The organism is Nostoc sp. (assembly GCF_036918015.1).
GTDB lineage: Bacteria > Cyanobacteriota > Cyanobacteriia > Cyanobacteriales > Nostocaceae > Nostoc.
Genome location: NZ_JBALEO010000099.1, coordinates 42418 through 60550 on the forward strand (window position 1 = coordinate 42418; position 18133 = coordinate 60550).

The 18133-nt window shown below is 42.0% G+C and carries 17 protein-coding genes; 11 read left to right on the forward strand and 6 right to left on the reverse strand.

All coding sequences use genetic code 11. The features are described from left to right. The first annotated feature begins 461 nt into the window (after positions 1 to 461). Together V7K61_RS32740 and V7K61_RS32745 are read left to right on the forward strand one after the other, a co-directional pair. Positions 462 to 734 carry a hypothetical protein gene (locus V7K61_RS32740; protein WP_335060185.1) on the forward strand — a complete coding sequence of 91 codons (273 nt, stop codon included), beginning with the start codon at positions 462 to 464 and terminating at the stop codon, positions 732 to 734. 224 nt (positions 735 to 958) lie between these two features. Continuing rightward, the gene (locus V7K61_RS32745; protein ID WP_335060187.1) at positions 959 to 2227 is read left to right on the forward strand and encodes a bifunctional sterol desaturase/short chain dehydrogenase; all 1269 of its coding nucleotides are present in this window, start codon (positions 959 to 961) and stop codon (positions 2225 to 2227) included. Between the two features lie 488 nt (positions 2228 to 2715). On the opposite strand, the gene V7K61_RS32750 is transcribed toward V7K61_RS32745, so the two are convergent. Together V7K61_RS32750 and V7K61_RS32755 are read right to left on the reverse strand one after the other, a co-directional pair. Then, positions 2716 to 3621, reverse strand: a complete 906-nt coding sequence (locus V7K61_RS32750; protein WP_335060189.1) for an amino acid ABC transporter substrate-binding protein — start codon at positions 3619 to 3621, stop codon at positions 2716 to 2718. Positions 3622 to 3813: 192 nt separating this feature from the next. Continuing rightward, positions 3814 to 3984: a hypothetical protein gene (locus V7K61_RS32755; RefSeq protein ID WP_335060191.1), complete on the reverse strand. Its 171-nt coding sequence runs from the start codon at positions 3982 to 3984 to the stop codon at positions 3814 to 3816. 186 nt (positions 3985 to 4170) lie between these two features. On the opposite strand from V7K61_RS32755, the gene V7K61_RS32760 reads away from it, so the two are divergent. Both V7K61_RS32760 and V7K61_RS32765 read left to right on the forward strand, forming a co-directional pair. After that, positions 4171 to 5238, forward strand: a complete 1068-nt coding sequence (locus V7K61_RS32760) for a DMT family transporter (protein WP_335060193.1) — start codon at positions 4171 to 4173, stop codon at positions 5236 to 5238. Positions 5239 to 5508: 270 nt separating this feature from the next. Then, the gene (locus V7K61_RS32765; protein ID WP_335060195.1) at positions 5509 to 6696 is read left to right on the forward strand and encodes a peptidoglycan-binding protein; all 1188 of its coding nucleotides are present in this window, start codon (positions 5509 to 5511) and stop codon (positions 6694 to 6696) included. Between the two features lie 200 nt (positions 6697 to 6896). Here V7K61_RS32765 and V7K61_RS32770 read toward each other — a convergent pair whose 3' ends face one another. The 3 genes from V7K61_RS32770 to V7K61_RS32780 form a co-directional block, all read right to left on the reverse strand. Beyond that, positions 6897 to 7352 carry a DUF2141 domain-containing protein gene (locus tag V7K61_RS32770; protein WP_335060197.1) on the reverse strand — a complete coding sequence of 152 codons (456 nt, stop codon included), beginning with the start codon at positions 7350 to 7352 and terminating at the stop codon, positions 6897 to 6899. A gap of 427 nt (positions 7353 to 7779) precedes the next feature. Further along, positions 7780 to 9333, reverse strand: a complete 1554-nt coding sequence (locus V7K61_RS32775) for an ammonium transporter (protein WP_335060199.1) — start codon at positions 9331 to 9333, stop codon at positions 7780 to 7782. Positions 9334 to 9580: 247 nt separating this feature from the next. Then, entirely contained in the window at positions 9581 to 9763 is a 183-nt protein-coding gene (locus tag V7K61_RS32780; RefSeq protein WP_335060201.1) for a hypothetical protein, read from the reverse strand. Between the two features lie 388 nt (positions 9764 to 10151). Here V7K61_RS32780 and V7K61_RS32785 point away from each other — a divergent pair, with 388 nt between their 5' ends. From V7K61_RS32785 to V7K61_RS32815, 7 genes are all read left to right on the forward strand, one after another. Then, complete coding sequence (locus tag V7K61_RS32785) at positions 10152 to 10637, forward strand: glutathione peroxidase (RefSeq protein ID WP_335060203.1); 486 nt, start codon at positions 10152 to 10154, stop codon at positions 10635 to 10637. A 132-nt stretch (positions 10638 to 10769) separates the two neighbouring features. Then, positions 10770 to 11594 (forward strand): SDR family oxidoreductase, encoded by an 825-nt coding sequence (locus tag V7K61_RS32790; protein WP_335060205.1) that lies wholly within the window; start codon positions 10770 to 10772, stop codon positions 11592 to 11594. A 22-nt stretch (positions 11595 to 11616) separates the two neighbouring features. Continuing rightward, positions 11617 to 12546, forward strand: coding sequence for an alpha/beta fold hydrolase (locus V7K61_RS32795; RefSeq protein ID WP_335060207.1), 930 nt, complete (start codon positions 11617 to 11619; stop codon positions 12544 to 12546). 77 nt (positions 12547 to 12623) lie between these two features. Further along, positions 12624 to 13358 (forward strand): glutathione peroxidase, encoded by a 735-nt coding sequence (locus tag V7K61_RS32800; protein WP_335060209.1) that lies wholly within the window; start codon positions 12624 to 12626, stop codon positions 13356 to 13358. A gap of 372 nt (positions 13359 to 13730) precedes the next feature. Further along, the gene (locus V7K61_RS32805) at positions 13731 to 14972 is read left to right on the forward strand and encodes a hypothetical protein (protein WP_335060211.1); all 1242 of its coding nucleotides are present in this window, start codon (positions 13731 to 13733) and stop codon (positions 14970 to 14972) included. Positions 14973 to 15007: 35 nt separating this feature from the next. After that, complete coding sequence (locus tag V7K61_RS32810; protein ID WP_335060213.1) at positions 15008 to 15775, forward strand: phosphatase PAP2 family protein; 768 nt, start codon at positions 15008 to 15010, stop codon at positions 15773 to 15775. 383 nt (positions 15776 to 16158) lie between these two features. After that, positions 16159 to 16860, forward strand: a complete 702-nt coding sequence (locus V7K61_RS32815) for a hypothetical protein (protein WP_335060215.1) — start codon at positions 16159 to 16161, stop codon at positions 16858 to 16860. A gap of 230 nt (positions 16861 to 17090) precedes the next feature. Here V7K61_RS32815 and V7K61_RS32820 read toward each other — a convergent pair whose 3' ends face one another. Beyond that, entirely contained in the window at positions 17091 to 17720 is a 630-nt protein-coding gene (locus V7K61_RS32820) for a hypothetical protein (protein ID WP_335060217.1), read from the reverse strand. Positions 17721 to 18133: the final 413 nt, after the last annotated feature.

Consider the following 18133-nt stretch of genomic DNA (forward strand, 5'->3'; position numbering starts at 1 on the left):
AGCTAATTCTAAAGCCGTAGGGGGCTTTTGATATGAACAAGAATATTCCATACAAAAACTTTGTTCACGAGTAAGGTAGTTTTGTTTAGCAAAGCCCACTTATATCATGTCCGCCAAATTACCCATAATAAAAGAACCCCACCCCGCCAAAGCTGTGCTTTGTCTCCCCTCCCCGCAGGCGGGGAGGGGTTGGGGGTGGGGTGATTCGGGTTTAATAAGTAATCAAGCGGACATAATATTACTTATATTTTTTGCAACTTTTGTTTGCGTAGGCGTAGCCCGTCGTAGACATCACTTTTACGAATACTTCCCAATACTGTTTGGTTAAAGTTTTTTGATGAAAATTATAAATCACAAAGACGCGATAAATCGCCGTCTCTACAATAATCATTCCTTTGTAGAGACGGCGATTTATCGCGTCTCTTGCCTTAACCAAACAGTATTAGAATACCTCCACTCATTTGATACTCGTAGCTATTCTCAAAGCGGAAGCTGCTACAGGCTGCGCGAAACACCGAAACGTTAAAGCAGAAGTTGCTACAGGGAAAGCGGAAGCTGCTACAGGCTGCGCGAAACACCGAAACGTTAAAGCAGAAGTTGCTACAGGGAAAGCGGAAGCTGCTACAGGCTGCGCGAAACACCGAAACGTTAAAGCAGAAGTTACTACAGGGAAAGCGGAAGCTGCTACAGGCTGCGCGAAACACCGAAACGTTAAAGCAGAAGTTAATTTTTAACTTGCTTAAGTTTACATTAAATCTGGCTATGTAAAAGTCAACTGGGATATCTTAATCAATTTGCAATTCGTAATTGAGCGTTGCTTATATCCCCTTATCCCCTTGTCCCCCACTCCCCACTCCTCATCCCCCATTCCCTTTGATTTTAATTTGCTCTAAACTCGACCTGAACGCACCTTTATTAGATCATGAAGAATAATTAAGAAAAACGAGTATAGACAAACATGATAAAAATGCTAGCTGAAAACTTGATGGGAATTGAGACAAGCTTAGAAATTAATTGGGTTTGGCTAAATGCCAGCTTACAGTTTGCTAGTTGGGCACTCTTCTCACTTTTACTTGCTGAGATATTGAGAGACAGCTATCATGCTTTGTGTCACCAAGTCAATTGGCTTGCTAAATGGCACAACAAGCACCATAGCGCCTATCGCCGCGATTTATCGATAGTTTCCCTGAAAATTTACCAAGAATCCCAGCTTTATCACGACATTTTAGAATCGAGTCTACTGCTGGTGGTGTTGGTAGTCGTTGCCTTAATTGTCCAGCAAATGGGGTTATGGCTGGGCGTAGCTTACGCTTGTACCTTTTTGTATGGCGCGTCTGTGCGATATTTTCAAGGAAAAATTGATACAGATTACAACCACCTACCCGGCCCTTTAGAGACAATTCCATCCATTTGGTGGGTGAATCGGTCTTACCATTGGCGGCATCATTTTGATGATGTTAATGCCTACTACAGTGGTGTCTTTCCTCTAGTAGATAAAATTCTGGGTACAGGATTGTCTCTTAAAGGTAAAACCATCGCTTTAACCGGAGCATCAGGAGCGTTGGGGCAAGCATTGGCGGCTGAACTTGTCAAGAATAATGCTAAAGTCGTGGCATTAACCACTAATCCAGAAAAATTAGTAGAGCAAGTTGGGGTAAAGGTGGTTTCCTGGCAGTTGGGCAACGAAGCCAATCTCAAGGATAGTTTAGAGAAAGTAGATATTTTAATTATCAACCACGGAATCAATGTCTACGCCAGCCGCACACCGGAGGCTATCAACTCCTCTTATGAGGTGAATACCTTTTCAGCATTGCGGTTGATAGATATATTTTCGACAACTGTAACAGGCCCACAAGCAAAAGCAACCAAGGAAATCTGGGTAAACACTTCTGAGGCTGAGGTTTCTCCAGCACTGAGTCCACTTTATGAACTCAGCAAAAGAGCGTTAGGAGATATTGTTACCCTCAAGCGTTTGGATGGGGATTGTGTAATTCGCAAGTTAATTCTTGGCCCATTTAAGAGTCAACTGAATCCTTATGGAGTGATGTCTGCACAGCAAGTTGCTCGTGCGATCTTATTTTGGGCACGGCGTGACTTCCGAAATATTATTGTGGCAATAAATCCTCTCACCTATCTGCTGTTTCCCTTAAAGGAAATTAGTACGTCACTATACTATCGAGTCTTCAGCCGGACAGCGAAAAGTGAACAAGACTTACGCAAACAATAGTCGAAAAGAATAAGTCTTTAACCGGAAGTCATTGCACCCCACACGCCAGTCGCTCATGGGGGAAACCCCCAGACGCTCGATAACTCGCTACCGCTTCGCTATCGCGCAGCGTCTCGTAGAGAAGACCGCGCTGGCTCCCCTTAATCACCTCCCCGCAAGCGGCTACGGTGTACACACAAGTGTTAGTGCAGTGTATCTATCACGCCTCGGAATAAATTCCGAGTCTCATAACGAAAGTCCTCTAAAAGAGGACTAAACAAGAAATTTAGTTCAGTCCACGCTTAGTGGACTTTAGCTATCAGCCCGGAACTTTAGTTCTGGGCGTGATATTTGCTCAGTGTGCGACTTTCACTTGAACAGAAATATTAGGTGGGTAGGATTTTTAGAGATGTGTGTACACCGTAGCCGCTCTTCGGGAGGGGAGACGAAGCGTAGCTTTGGCGGGGTGGGGTTCTTCGGGTTTAATAAGTAATCAAGCGAACATGATATTACAGGTCACTTTTAGGAATTTCCTCACGAAATTCTATGACCAATTGCATAGTTTCCACTACCAAATCGCGTAAATCTCGATTGAGCGCTACAGAGCCTTGAGGCCCAAACCAACGGTCAAAAATAGTGACATATCGCTGATTTCCATTGACGAATCCTTGCATGAACTTAACCAGAGAATAGTTGACTGTATCCAAGAATTTGGAGTTATTTTCTGGCACCATACAAGCGATACCTTCTCGTGAATAGGGGCGATCGGGTACGATCGCAAAAGCATCTGGATTTTTTTGCTGTTGCAGCCATCCCTCTAAAAGAATGCTATCGGATGAGAAAGCATCAATAGTATCTTTTTCTAAAGCGGTGTATCCCTCTGCCCTAGTTTTAAAATATACCAGTTTAGCTTTGGGTTGTACACGAGCGATCGCCTGCTCATTTGTGGTTCCTGCCAGCACACCAATTCGCTTACCAATAAGTGATTCAGGAGAACCTAGATTACTTCCTTTCTTAACTAATAATTGGGTTCCAGTCGCACCGTAGCTGACAGAAAAATCTACTTTTTTATCTCGCTTCCATGTAAAACTACTAGCATCACAGACAATATCAACTTCTTGATTAACTATTTTCGGAATCCGCTCAGAGGGGCTAAGACCAACTAATTGCAGTTTAATTTTTTTTCCGGTTTCTTTTTCTAATTGCTCTTTAATCAGAATCAGCATATCTACAGAATAGCCATTTAACTTTCCTTGACTATCCACATAGGCAAAAGGTAGCGCATCTCTACTAGTACCAGCTGTTAATACTCCTGTTCTGGCGACTTTTTTCATCACAGTCTCAGCAGCTACCACATTAGACATGAGCGTTGCAAACATGAGACTTAAAATAGGGATAGCAATTTTTTCATACATAAGCTTTAAGAGTAGGTGATTTTTTCAAAAATCAAATCTGATTTACAGCGTATTTCTGGTACAAGCGATCGCACTAATACAGCATGGTGTAAATAAACATACCATTGCAAACGGCGCAAGAAGCTCGGAATATAATTCTTTTAACTTTTGACACTTCGACTTCTCTGCGAGACGCTGCGCGAACGCTCAGTGTTAACTTTTCCCGGATTTCTCACGCATAGTGTGGGGAGTGTGGGGAGTGTGGGGAGTGTGGGGAGTGTGGGGAGTGTGGGGAGTGTGGGGGGTAAGATTTCTTCCCCATTTTCCCACACCTCCCACACCTCCCACACCTCCCACACCTCCCACACCCCTTGGATTTCTCACTTGTGAGAAATCCAGGTTTTAACTTTTGCCTTGCGTAGGCTCAGGCTGGAGAGTTTCACCGTCTCCAAGACGCTACGCGAAAAAGAAAAGCATTCACCAAAGACGATATCTACGCAAAACTACATAATTCGGTAAAATTGGGTAAAGCAATTTTTGCGCTTGTTAAACAAAGGTATCAGCAAACCCATGCAACTGAAACTCAGTGCATCTCGACTTCCCTTCGCCCCCCTGTTGTTAATCGCCCCCTTTTTCCTATGGGGGACGGCAATGGTAGCTATGAAAGGAGTCATACCCCATACCACACCGCTATTCATGGCAGGTGTGCGTCTGATACCAGCAGGGATGTTAATTCTGATTGCAGCAGCATTCATGGGTAAACCCCAGCCGAAGGGTTGGGCTGCCTGGCTGTGGATTGCCTTATTTGCCCTAGTAGATGGGACGCTGTTTCAAGGCTTTTTGGCAGAGGGATTAGTCAGAACTAGCGCAGGGTTAGGGTCTGTGATGATTGACTCGCAACCCTTGGCTGTTGCTTTGCTGTCGTTGTGGCTATTCCAAGAACACATTGGTTTTTGGGGATGGCTGGGGCTAGGCTTGGGAGTCACAGGTATTAGTTTAATTGGCTTACCTGATGAGTGGATTTTACATTTTTTCGACTCAGGCGCAAATATAACAATCGGCAACTGGCAAGATTTATTTGCTAGTGGCGAGTGGTTAATGCTGTTAGCAGCACTATCAATGGCAGTGGGAACAGTGTTGATTCGGTTTGTATGCCGATATGCTGACCCTGTAAGCGCTACAGGATGGCACATGATTTTGGGCGGATTGCCACTATGGGGAATTTCATCAGTTGTTGAATCCCAGCAGTGGGAAAATCTGGGAGGATCTGATTTCATGGCTTTGGGTTATGCTACCGTATTTGGCAGTGCGATCGCTTATGGGTTATTCTTCTACTTTGCCTCTAGTGGCAGTCTTACGAGTCTTAGTTCTCTCACCTTCCTGACACCCGTCTTTGCGCTACTATTCGGCAATCTTTTTCTCTCAGAAGTCCTCAGTCCGTTGCAGTGGGTAGGAGTATTTCTCACTTTAATCAGCATCTATCTCATTAACCAACGTGATACTTTAGGAGGACAAAACGACACAGTTACTGTCGGCGAAATAGCTAATATACAACAACCAGTTTTAGAAGCATCTGCTAAAAAATTGAACCCCATAAGCCTCGCAGTTAGAGAATCTGAACCAGAAATATTACCCTAAGTTGTTAAAATAATTTTTAATTAGTAATTAAGTAGGAGATGAGGGAGAAATCAATTAAAAATGACGCTCGCAGACTCGCTAACGCTGCGCTAACAAAATTTAAAATTTAAAATTAAAGAACTTCTACCTGGTTGTTGAGCGTAGTCGAAACACTGCCTCCTGCCTCCTTTTTCCCAATTCCCAATTAAAAATGACAGTTAACATTTGGTGGTCTAGAAGCTATTGTGGTATCGAAGATTTGAAAAGCACGTTCAGGCTGGAACTTGCAATATGAGGCTATGCCGTTCCTCAATTCTGATATTTACCTGTTTTTCTTGCGTGGGTTTTTACCCAAATCGCTCAAGTGCAGCTACACCTAACCTAGCACCTAAAATTTTAGAACTTGCACAAGCTAGTTCGACAGTTACTGCTAGTCCGGCTGTTTTGAGATATGGTAGTCGAAAATCAGATGTGCAGAGACTACAAACCCAATTAAAGCAGTTAGGGTACTACAGGGGTCTAGTAGATGGACAGTATAACGCCAGTACGGAAATCGCTGTAGCTAAATTCCAGAAAGTAAAGGGTTTAAAATTAGATGGGATTGCTGGCCCGGCGACTCAGGTGAAACTGCAAGCAGCAATAGAGGCTAAAAAGCAGTTTGTCACCTCTCCAAAAGTTACCTCCCCAATAGTTGCCTCTCCAAAAGTTACCTCCCCAATAGTTACCTCTATTGCTCCGACTTCTGCAAATCCCAAAGCATCTGGGAGAGGTTTTGTCTGGTGGTTACTATTTGCCATTGGAGTTTTAGGATGTACTAGCGGACTTTTTTATCTGCTGAGGTCGTTTCAGAAGGTCAAGCAAGTGCAAAAGTCCGAAATATCAGAGCCTAAAAGTTTGACTGAAGCTAACAAAGAACCGATTACACCACCTTTAGTGGAGACTGTCACTAGTCTACAAACACCACCACCACCGCCATTTTCCACACAATTACTGCTACCAGAAAAAACTTCCCGTCTTGCAAAACTCAATATCGTGGAGGAATTAATTCAAGATTTACGCAGTTCTGACCCAACAAAGCGGCGCAAGGCTATTTGGGATTTAGGTCAGCAGGGAGATTCGCGGGCAATTCAGCATCTGGTTGACCTGATAATTGATGCTGACTCTCAAGAAAGCAGCTTAATCTTGGCAGCTTTGTCAGAAATTGGCATCCGCACACTCAAACCAATGAACCGTGCTTTAGCAATTTCAATTCAAGATGAAAGTCCACAAGTGCGGCAAAATGCGATCCGTGACCTGACGCGCATTTATGACATGATGGGTCACATGAGTCAGATGTTGCACCATGCCCTAGAAGACCCAGATCCCGATGTGCAAGCAACAGCACGATATGCTCTAACTCAGATGAATCGAATACGAATACGTGACTTGCAGGAGCAACAGAGTCTACAGGAAGATTCCGATCGTGATTCACAACCATAGAGATTCTTAGTGTACCCAAATACTTCTCGCTTTGTGCATTTTTAATTAGGAATCAGGTTTTGGGAAAAGGTTACTGGGTTTGGGTTAAAGGTTTTTTCTTCCCCTTTTCCCCAAAACCCGATAATCCGAATTTCTCACTCATAGGGTGAGAAATCCAGGGATAAGTATTGGCAGTGTACCAAGCTTAATTTGCTATGAGCTTAAAAATATTTCAACTGGATTTGGATATTGGTATTTGGCCCTGCCACTAAAAATGCTGCTTCGCTAAATTTGGGCGCTCTTGTGCGAATTTCTGGGTTGCTGGAAAATCCAAAACCTTCGCTTGGTATACCAAAAATATTGCTATTGAGAGTGCGGTCATTATTTTGGTCGTGGAAGACAGCAACGGCGTAACTACCTGCTTTCAAGTTATCAAAGGTAATTGGTAAGGGATTTTCAGTAATCTTGGTACACTGTTTTTGTAAGACGCGATCGCCATCGCTAGGAAATCCTTCACTGCTAGCAAATATACTGGCACAGACTTGTCCTTTTTTATTTTTCAAGCCATCAATTTCCACGGTGAGTTTGCCATTAAAATTTGCTTTGGCACTAAATGACCATGCCAAATTTCCCATGACTGCCAATAGCAGCATACTAACTCTTAAACCTTTAAGCATAAAATTTTCACAAGGTAAAATGCGATCGCTAAATTATTGAAGGAGGCAGGGGGCAGGGGGCAGAGGGAAGGGGGGAGATAGTGCAGCGTAAAGCCTTCTTTTCTCTTAAAGGGAGACGCTACGGGAACTAGAGGCTTGTCTGCGACCCATAGGGGTATGCCAACGGCATAGCGTCTCTACGATACGCTACCGAAGAGCGTCGGGCAATTTTCCTTCTGCCTCACTTCGACTACGCTCAGTGACCACCTGCCCTCTGCCTCCTGCCTTTCTTGATAAAGTAATAATCAGGCAAAAAGTAGGAGGTATAAAACCCCCTACTTCTCTTTGCTTGGATAGAGAATTTTGCGGAATCAGTTCAATCGACTAATGGTGTCTTGATAGCTCATATTAAGAATATGCCAAAGAATGAACCAAAGAAATATTTACCCTAAACTCTCCCAATTGAGCTTTGTTCATCAGAAAATACTGTTGCATCACCTTCTTTAAGAAATCCACTGTAGGCTTCCATACCGTGTTCGCCGATATCTAAACCTTCTAATTCTTCTTCTTTGGATACTCTAATACCTAAAGTCGCTTTTAGTGCCAACCAAAAAATACTACTGAGTAAAACAGTGAAGCCACCCACTGAGACAACGCCTAGCAACTGGACACCAAACTGTCCCAAGCCACCACCTGAAAATAAACCTTTTTCTGGGCCAAGTGTATACCAGGTAAAAACACCAGGGCCAACAGACCATAGACCAACTGCTAGGGTTCCCCAGATACCACAAACTAAGTGAACTGAGGTAGCTCCCACTGGGTCATCAATGCCAAGTTTGTCAAAGAATGTTACAGAGAAAACTACCAGTACTCCAGCAATGAAGCCAATTACTAAAGAACTAGCGACACCTACGTAAGCACAAGATGCTGTAATCCCAACCAAGCCAGCCAAAATACCATTAATAATCATTGACAGGTCTGGTTTACCTAAGTACAACCAAGCTGTGATGGTGGCGGCAATTCCACCGCCAGCAGCAGCCATGTTAGTGGTTAGAGCAATATGACTGATCGCACCGGGATCGGCAGCCATTACAGAACCGGGATTGAAACCAAACCAGCCCAACCACAGAATCAAACAGCCTAATGTAGCAATACTCATGTTATGACCGGGCATTGCTACAACTTGCTTGTCTTGATATTTCCCAAGACGGGGCCCAAGAAATGCTGCTCCCATCAAAGCTGCCCAGCCACCTACAGAGTGAACCACCGTAGAACCGGCAAAATCCCAAAAGCCTCTGTCTGCTAGCCAACCACCACCCCAAATCCAATGTCCGGTAATGGGATAGGCAATACCTACAAGTAAGAGGCTGAAAATTAGGAAGTCAACAAACTTAATCCGTTCGGCTACTGCACCAGAAACGATTGTTGCAGCTGTCCCAGCAAACACTAGCTGGAATAAAAACTTGGCTGCTAAAGGTACACCAGCCCAATTAATGGCACTGAAGACACCTTTATAAGCGTCTGCGGTAGCGGGACTGTTATCTACTCCTTTTAAGAAAAACCCATTCAATCCAATGAAGTCATTGCCATCACCAAACATTAAGGCAAAACCGATTGACCAAAAGGCAACGGTAGACAGAGCAAATACAATCAAGTTTTTGGAAAGAACATTGACAGCGTTTTTCTGACGACAGAAGCCAGTTTCTAACATACAAAAACCAGCGTTCATGAAGAACACTAAAAAAGCTGCGATCGCTACCCACAGGGTGTCAATAGCAATTTTGAGTTCTGCTGTCGTTGGCGCTGCGGCTGGAGTTTGGGCAACTGCGGCATAACCCCAACCCAACACAATCAGACAAGCAATAGGTAAACAAGCTTGCCAACTGGGAGAAAGTCGCTTAATCAGATTAAATAGCTTGACTTTAGAGTTGGATTGTGAATTGATATCGTAATTTCTTGCAGACAAATGCCTCTTTTTTGGTTTCGATTTTTGTTTATACATAAATTTGAGCATCATCCTCCAAACCATCCTTAAAAAAGGGAAAAAACACTTTAAACAAAAAAACTACCGTCCGAAGTTAGATCCAGTGGTTTTTGATATTTTTCCTTTAGACCACTTGTTTAAAAACCAGAAACTCAAATAACCTTAGTAGGAGTTTAAGAAACTATTGGCACATCTGTAAATATTTTTTATAGTTCTCCGTAAGAAATTTATGATGTATTTTCTGAAATAGTCAAGTCTTCTTTACTTAATCTTTAATCTTGGAAAAAAATTGGCTGAGAAATTGCTCAAAATTTTCTTGAATAATGACACGCAAGTGTCCCAGCGCTTTGAGACCACCAAACATCAAAAAGCTAAAGCCGACGTTGAAAACTGCGATCGCTCCTACGCCTAAAATTTGTATACCTAATAAATCAAAGCCACCACCCAAAAATAACCCTGCCTTATTCCACTTACCTGTGCGGGTATATTGAAAAATTATCGCCGATCTCGCTAAGTATTTTCCGATATCATAAATTGGATAATTCTGGATGTTGTTAATTTTTTATACAAAGAGTTAATTATTTGTGACTTTAAAGGTATGTCATTTCATCACTACACTCAAAGTTTTTGTATTAAAAGCAACGCAGATTTCCCGCACTTATCCTGAGATGGCAGCTTGGTCGAGCTATTTATACAAGATACAGCGTTTTGCAACTACATGACTTACATCGAATTGTTACAACAAGGCTAACAAACCTAATTTCCTTAAAGAAACCGAGTTTAGAGTACCTGTAATATGGGAGACTTGGCAATATTCCCTATCAATCAGATTTCAGATGAGTAACACAATTTTGGATATTGCAGTCAAGACCATCAACGGTGAAGATAAGCAATTAAACGACTACAGCGGTCAGGTACTCTTAATTGTAAATGTGGCTTCCTTCTGTGGTTATACTTCTCAATACGAGGGGTTAGAAAAGTTGAACCAAAAGTATGGAGAAGCAGGTTTACGTATTTTGGGGTTCCCTTGTAACGATTTTGGAGCGCAGGAACCAGGAAGCAATGAGGAAATTGTGCAATTCTGCACGAGTAAATATGGTGTTACCTTTGAACTATTCGATAAAGTTCATGCCAAAGGTTCACAGCAGCATCCACTTTATGAGCGACTTACTAAAGCCGTTGAGCCAACGGGAACTGTTGCTTGGAACTTTGAAAAATTTTTAGTTAATAAGCAAGGTGAAGTGGTAGCTCGATTTAATAGTAGTGTCCAGCCCAATTCACCAGAGATAATTGCCACAATTGAGAAAGAATTAGCAAAATAGTCATTAGGTAAAAAGTTCTGTACTATTAATGATTGACTGTTAGCTCTGGACTGTTAAAATTATTTACTTCCAGACAATTAATTGAGAAAATCGTCTCAATGAGTAGTTTAATTTATTTGTGTCTAATTTGTCATGAACGTTGCAATCATTGGTTGTGGTTATGTTGGTTATAAAGTTGCTCAATATTGGCAGCAAGATATGAATTTTGTTGTCAGTGTAACCACAACTTCGTCTGAGCGTGTCCCTGCCCTACAATCAGTATCTCAAAGAGTTGTAGTTACCTGTGGTAATGACATAAATAGTCTAAAATCAGTTTTGCATAATCAAGATGTTGTACTTTTGAGTGTTGGGGCAAAAAATAGCGAAGTTTATGAAGAAGCTTACCTACAAACTGCCCAAACTTTAGTTTCGTGCTTACAACAGATTAAGAGTGTAAAACAATTAATATACACAGGTAGTTATGCAGTATATGGTGACAGAAATGGTGTATGGGTAGATGAAGAAACACCCCTTGCACCTCCTAATTTAAATGCCCAAATTCTCCGAAAGACAGAAGAGGTGTTGCTATCAGCATCTAGCGAAAATCTCCGTGTTTGTATCTTCCGCTTAGGAGGGATTTATGGAACTGGTAGAGAACTGTTGAAAATATTTGGTAGATATTCTGGTACAACCCGTCCGGGCAATGGTGAGGATACCACAAATTGGGTTCATCTAGATGATATTGTTGGTGCGATAGAATTTGCCCGTCACCGTCGTTTGCAAGGAATTTACAATCTGGTAGATGATGCACATCTCACCAGCCGAGACTTGCTAGATAGCTTATTTGAAAAACATAATTTACCCAAAGTTAAATGGGATACATCTATTAAGAGTACTCGCCCATATAATGCTTGGGTATCGAATGAAAAGCTCAAAGAAGCTGGATACGAGTTGATTCATCCACAGATGATTTTTTAGCAAGTATTAAAAACTAGGAATTATGCAACCATCTGCTGTAGCTAACACAACCAATTTAACAGCATCTCCTAGCCAGTTTTATAGTTGGCAGAATTATCGTTGTGCCTACGAAGTTCATCAACCAATTAATACAACATCTGAGGGCATTCCCTTACTGTTAATTCATCCAATTGGCGTGGGATTGTCGCGGCGATTTTGGCAACGATTTTGTCGCGAGTGGTATAACTCAGGTCAGCGTAATTTAATTTACAACCCTGATTTACTAGGATGTGGTGAAAGTGAAATGCCCCGTATAGCTTACACTCCTAGTGATTGGGCAGAACAGTTGCAATCCTTTTTACAAAAAGTAGTCCAAAAACCTGTTATTCTAGTAGTACAAGGTGCTTTATTGCCAGTTGCTATCCAACTAGTCCAAAAAGAATCAAACTTAATTGCCGGACTGGTACTTTCTGGGCCGCCAGCGTGGGCTTTGATGACAAATAAACCACCAGAATGGCAAGAAAAATTCCTTTGGAATGTCTTAGATTCGGCTTTTGGCAGTGCTTTTTATCGCTATGCACGCACTCCAAAATTTTTGCGTTCTTTTTCGATTCGTCAACTATTTGCTTCTGAAAATGGTGTGGATACAGAGTGGTTAAATACATTGCTTGCAGGTGCAGAAAATCCTGCTAGCCGCCATGCAGTGTTTTCTTTTTTAGCAGGGTTTTGGCGAGATGATTATACTAGTTTTATTGCCTCTATTGGTCAACCAACATTAGCGGTTATGGGGGAAACTACATCGAGTATTAGCCAAGACAATAAAAAAGAAACGCCAGATGAACGCTTGGCTCACTATCTTGCTTGTTTGCCTAAAAGTCGAGGTATAAAAATAAACGGGCGTAATGTTTTACCCTATGAATCAACCACTGAATTTGTAGCAGCGATCGCTCCATTCATTAATGAAGTTTCTTAGCCGATTGATAGTTACATTGTACCAGTTCTCCCATGATAGGTTATGACTGAAGTTGATTACTAAAGGCAAGCAAAATTATGTTACCCAATCATCGAGGACAAAGAGTACCCAATGTCACTTTTCATACTCGCAAAGATAACCAGTGGGTAGATGTGACAACCGATCAACTATTTGCTAATAAGACAGTAGTTGTCTTCTCTTTACCGGGTGCTTATACTCCGACTTGTTCATCCACTCATCTTCCTGGCTACAACGAATTGGCTCCGGTTTTCAAAGAAAATGGTGTCGATGAGATTATCTGTATTTCTGTTAATGATGCCTTTGTGATGAACGAATGGGCAAAGGATCAAGAGGCAGAAAATATCACATTAATTCCTGATGGAAATGGTGAATTTACTGAAGGTATGGGTCTATTGGTAGATAAATCAGACCTGGGATTTGGGAAGCGATCGTGGCGCTATTCTATGCTGGTGAGAGATGGTGTAATTAACCAGATGTTTATTGAACCAGAAGAGCCTGGAGATCCCTTTAAGGTATCGGATGCTGAGACAATGCTCAGATACATCAACCCCCAAGCAGTAAAGCCCGAAGTAGTTTCCCTGTTTGCGAAAGTGGGTTGTCCATTCTGTGCCCGTGCTAAGGAAATGCTCAAGGAACATGGCATCAACTACGAAGAAATTACCTTGGGTAAGGATATCACCACGCGATCGCTAAAAGCAGTTGCAGGTGCGACAACAGTTCCTCAAGTATTTATCGATGGTAAATTAATTGGTGGTTCTGAGGCATTAGAAGCCTACTTCGCTGCTAAATAGGGTTGAGTAGGGTTGCAATACTGCGTAGGTTTTGCCTAACAAATAGAAAATTGTAGGTTAAGTTGAGGAACGAAACCCAATATTTGTTGTGGTTTGTTGGGTTTCGCTATTGCTCAACCCAACCTACGAATATTCTTAAGCCGAGCGGTATTAAGTAGAGATTTCAGGTGAAAGCCATGATATTTTTGATCGCAGCCTGATTTGTCAGAATTGAAAACCACAGATCCCCGACTTCGTAAAAGTTGTCGGGGATTTTGTTTTTAGTCAGTAGTTAACAAATCTTCAGATGGGTAGATGTATTTTTGTCCAGCTATTCACTACCGATCATATAAAATTGATTCGGATTGAATTTCTATTTATTTAAAAGACAATATGTTTACCAGAATTCGCCGTCTTTTGAGCCAATTTTTCAGCAGAACAAGAACAATCAACAACGAACCACTGAATAAAGTCAGTTTAGTTGTCATTATTATAATTGATATTTTTATCTTGATTAATGTTTTTACCGGACTCGATGATATTAGCAGATGGCATATCAGTCCGACTGAAGCTTATCCATGTTATTCAGAGTGGCAGAATTACCGGGCGAAAACCACTAAAGATAAAGACTATGAAATTGTTAGCCTTTCATTGTCATCTTACACAAACAATCAATATAGTTTTCGGCGAAACTATCAACAAGCCGAAGCAGGACATCTGGGTAAGGTTTCTCAAACGTGCTTGCAATATGCCGATTACAAAGATAAGATTAACAATCCTGAAAAGCAGCAAATCATTATAAATATCGCTCAAAAACAAGCGAAAACCAGTAGGCTTGAACAAACCAATAGCACTATTCAATCTCAGTATGACTCAACGCTATTAGAAAAAATTGCCGGACAAGGTCGCGAACAATCAATTAATCAAGTCAGTGCTGAAAAAGCTAAACAGACATTAGAAGCAAATAATCGTCAAATTTCTACTCTGAAACAAGAAATTTCTACTCTGAAAAATGAACTGCTTGCCAAACCAGAAAGCATTAGTTTTATAACATTTATTAAAGATGACAATCGATTCCAGGAAGTTGACAAAGGCTATCATCAGGCATCATTTTGGTATCCAAGTATTCAGCTTGGTTTTCAGTCTCTCTTTCTTTTACCACTAATTCTAATTGCTTTATTAGTTCATAAATTTTCCCAAAGAAGAGGATATGGACTCGTCTCGCTAATTAGCTGGCATTTGCTAGTTATCTTTTTTATCCCATTAATCGTTAAAATCTTTGAATTCCTGCAAATAGGTGCAATATTTAAATTCTTATTTGATATAATTAGCGCCATTTTTGGCGGTTTACTTTTCCTGATAAATTATGTTTATATCTTGCTGATTCCAGTTATTGGTTTTGGAATCATCCAGTTTTTTCAAAAATTTGTCTTTAACGCTAAAGTCCAAGCCGCTAGCAGAGTTCAAAAATCACGATGTGTCAATTGTGCCAAGAAGATTCGACATCTTGATACTTACTGTCCACACTGCGGTTATTATCAGTATATTGAATGCCATAACTGTCATAATCTTACTTATAAGCATTTGTCATACTGTAAACATTGTGGAACTTCTCAAGTTTCCAGTAATTTGTAATCAGTGAAGTCATCGATCGCCTTTTAAATTTAGATATGGAAAAAGAGAAACAAATCAATAAAGAGAGTCAATCGCCGTTTGATTTTCTCGAAAACCTGTTGATTGCTCGTTGGCGATCGCTTTTACTCCTTTTGATCGGAGTCTATTTACCTTTGCAGATTTTTGAAATCCTGACAGTGAGGATATGGGAGAATCAAGCGGGCTTTCCGTGGGATGTGCCGATTCTGTTAGCAGTTCATTCTACAGCAAACCCACAATTAGATGCTTTAGCTGTCGCCCTAGCTACAATTGGGTTGCCTTGGACGGCGATACTGATTTTGGGTACGATCGCACTCATGTTAATATTTAAAAAACGCTGGCGATCGCTAGCTTATTTACTCACCGCCTCAGCAGGAAGCGTCATCATCAACCGCATCGCAAAGCAATTAATGCATCGAGTGCGTCCACAATTGTGGGAGTCCATTGCGCCTGAGTCTAGTTTTGCATTTCCCAGCGCTCATGCGATGACGAGTGTAACACTGGTAGCAATTTTTCTGTTCTTAACTTGGGCTACCTCTTGGCGCTGGTTGGTTCTCATATTCGGCAGCTTATACATCATCGCAATTGCGTGGTGTCGTCTGTATCTAGGGGTTCATTTTCCTAGTGATATTCTCGCAGGTTGGATGGTTGCATTAGGTTGGACAATTGGTGTCAGTCTAATTATCAAACCGTATATAACTATAGCCAAATCCATAGATGGCGAACCTCCTAAAGATGAAACTACCTTACTCCCTGAAGAAATAAAGTTGATAAATGAGGAGTAATATCAGCCCTCACCCTAAATCCCTCTCCCAACGGAGAGGGACTTTGAAATTGGCTCTCCTTCTCGCAATTTTGGGAGAAGGGGTTGAGGGCAAATTTTGTATTTGTGCAAGCTGATTATTAAAACCCAATACAGTTCAGATAAGACCAAAACACTTGTAGAGACGGCGATTTATCGCGTCTCGAAAACCCACAATTTTGTACAATTAGCCCTTAACCCAAGCGTATTGATTTATAGTTGACGTTGAAAAACAAAAAGCGCAGAAATAATAAAATTCTCTGCTGGTTGCGATACTTTTCGGTCTACTGACTTTACCATTCAACCTCTTGGTGATAGAGTTATCCAATAAATTCATATCTATTCAAAATAACAATCAACATAACAATGAAAACATTGCGGGCTTTAACGCCGATCGCGCTGGGTTTACTTACGCTTACGGTCGCAAGTTCTGTGAATGCTCAAGCGATAATCGATACTGTAGACAATGGTAATTTAAGTGTGACGGGGATGACACGAGGAAGCGGTTGCACTGTCCTTTTTAGCCCTCAAGGGGAGCTACTTCAAAATGGTCGTTCCTGTAGTTCAAGAGAAATCGCTAAAGCTCAAACTGCGATCGATACCTATCTCCGGGAGCAAGGCGCACCTGAGCGCAACAGTGACGACTCAGTGCGGCAAAGACTGACCTTAATCTGCTACGGTGAAGGTCGCAAACCAAGTGTTGAAAGCCGCAACAGCTATGAATGGAACTCACGTCGTCATCGCTATGAACCGCAAAATCGTGTAGAGTCTTCGACAAGCGAGTTCGATTCCGAGGTTCAAGTCGAGATTCGTAATATGCAGGGAAAAATTCATCTGGGCGGAAGGCTGATCCCGCCAATTAATTCCGGCGGTACTAATGGATGGTGGAACCTCAACGATCTCCGTGTCACACCGGAGCAAATCACGGGGAAATACCGAGTGAATGGGCTAAATCATCCGCGTGTTGAAATCGATCGACGCAGTGGACGGATTGCCATTAATGGGATTGAGGATTTCCGTGGTACTTGCGATTCAGGCGACTGGAGCACTGGCAGAACTCGTTTCTAGTCTGGCTACTTTTTCTCTAAGTTCCAATAATTGACAGCCCTCTAAATTGGATTGTTTTTCTAGATAAACCTCATCTATCTTGAAACCTAGAGTTTTTTAAAAGATATATTTATGTAGGTTGGGTGGAGTGAAACGCAGCCCAACATTACCACCAAATTTTATGTTGGGTTACGCGATCGCTGCACCCAACCTACAAAACTACGGTTTTCAAGGTAGACGAGGTTTAGCAACTACTTCTGACAATCCTGTGGACCCCCCGTGTAAACAATCGATTGGTAGCGTCCTTGGTCTGTTTGGATTGTTACACAGTAGTTGGTTTTGCCTTCTAGCCAGTAGCTGTAGCCCGAACCATCACTCTTGACCCATCGATAGCCCCGTTTTTTCACTGCGTTTTCTGCCTGTCCTGCCCTTGCCCCCACTAGATCGCCCAACCGAGAGACGGTAGTACCCGCTTCCGGCTGACGCCTAGCAGCAACCCTACCATTTCTGTTACCTGAGTTTTGTCGATTGGCAGATGTATCCCAATAGACAAAAATCGATTCATTGGCGAGACGATAAATCTGTCCTCGATCGCCAAGTCCAGATTGTCGATAGGCAGCATCACCATTTTGATCGCGATAATTGCCGGGTCGATTCCCCGAAGGGAGCAGGTCATAGCTATTACCATTTTCCAGTTGAATGCTAACCGCACCCTGTCGTTGGGAAAAGGTACACGGCCCAGAGGATGTGGCGCGGTCTTCTCCTTTTGGGAATACATCGCAACGGGCATTCACGGTATCGGCTTTGACAGATACGGGAAAACTCAAAGAAGCGATCGCCAGTGCTACCGCTAAAAAAGAATTTGAAGATTTGATCGCCATAAAACTCCTGAGTTATGACAAAGAACATGACATTTTATATCATCCCCTAAATGTGTGTTTGCTAGTTAACATTTGCAAACCCTTCTTAATTCAGTAGATCGAACGGTTTTCCAGACTTATTGTTGTGGAGTGTTATGGTTACTGGGGCGAACTCTAATATTATGTCCGGGTAATCAGTTATGATTTCCACAATCATTGCACCCCCCTCCCCGCTCTTCGGGCTACGGTGTACACACAAGTCTGTCGCAGTTATATCTTTATTAATAAATCTCACACTGCGTTTCTATCCCGCCTCGGAATGAATTCCGAGTCTCATAGCTAAAGTCCACTAAGCGTGGACTAAATGATTAATTCAGTCCACGCTTAGGGGACTTCAGCTATCAGCCCAGAACTTTAGTTCAGGGCGGGATTGC

Coding starts and splice junctions, on each gene's coding strand:
- V7K61_RS32745 (WP_335060187.1), top strand. CDS start 959: ATGATAAAAATGCTAGCTGAAAACTTGATGGGAATTGAGACAAGCTTA.
- V7K61_RS32750 (WP_335060189.1), bottom strand. CDS start 3,621: ATGTATGAAAAAATTGCTATCCCTATTTTAAGTCTCATGTTTGCAACG.
- V7K61_RS32760 (WP_335060193.1), top strand. CDS start 4,171: ATGCAACTGAAACTCAGTGCATCTCGACTTCCCTTCGCCCCCCTGTTG.
- V7K61_RS32765 (WP_335060195.1), top strand. CDS start 5,509: ATGAGGCTATGCCGTTCCTCAATTCTGATATTTACCTGTTTTTCTTGC.
- V7K61_RS32770 (WP_335060197.1), bottom strand. CDS start 7,352: ATGCTTAAAGGTTTAAGAGTTAGTATGCTGCTATTGGCAGTCATGGGA.
- V7K61_RS32775 (WP_335060199.1), bottom strand. CDS start 9,333: ATGTATAAACAAAAATCGAAACCAAAAAAGAGGCATTTGTCTGCAAGA.
- V7K61_RS32785 (WP_335060203.1), top strand. CDS start 10,152: ATGAGTAACACAATTTTGGATATTGCAGTCAAGACCATCAACGGTGAA.
- V7K61_RS32790 (WP_335060205.1), top strand. CDS start 10,770: ATGAACGTTGCAATCATTGGTTGTGGTTATGTTGGTTATAAAGTTGCT.
- V7K61_RS32795 (WP_335060207.1), top strand. CDS start 11,617: ATGCAACCATCTGCTGTAGCTAACACAACCAATTTAACAGCATCTCCT.
- V7K61_RS32800 (WP_335060209.1), top strand. CDS start 12,624: ATGTTACCCAATCATCGAGGACAAAGAGTACCCAATGTCACTTTTCAT.
- V7K61_RS32805 (WP_335060211.1), top strand. CDS start 13,731: ATGTTTACCAGAATTCGCCGTCTTTTGAGCCAATTTTTCAGCAGAACA.
- V7K61_RS32810 (WP_335060213.1), top strand. CDS start 15,008: ATGGAAAAAGAGAAACAAATCAATAAAGAGAGTCAATCGCCGTTTGAT.
- V7K61_RS32815 (WP_335060215.1), top strand. CDS start 16,159: ATGAAAACATTGCGGGCTTTAACGCCGATCGCGCTGGGTTTACTTACG.
- V7K61_RS32820 (WP_335060217.1), bottom strand. CDS start 17,720: ATGGCGATCAAATCTTCAAATTCTTTTTTAGCGGTAGCACTGGCGATC.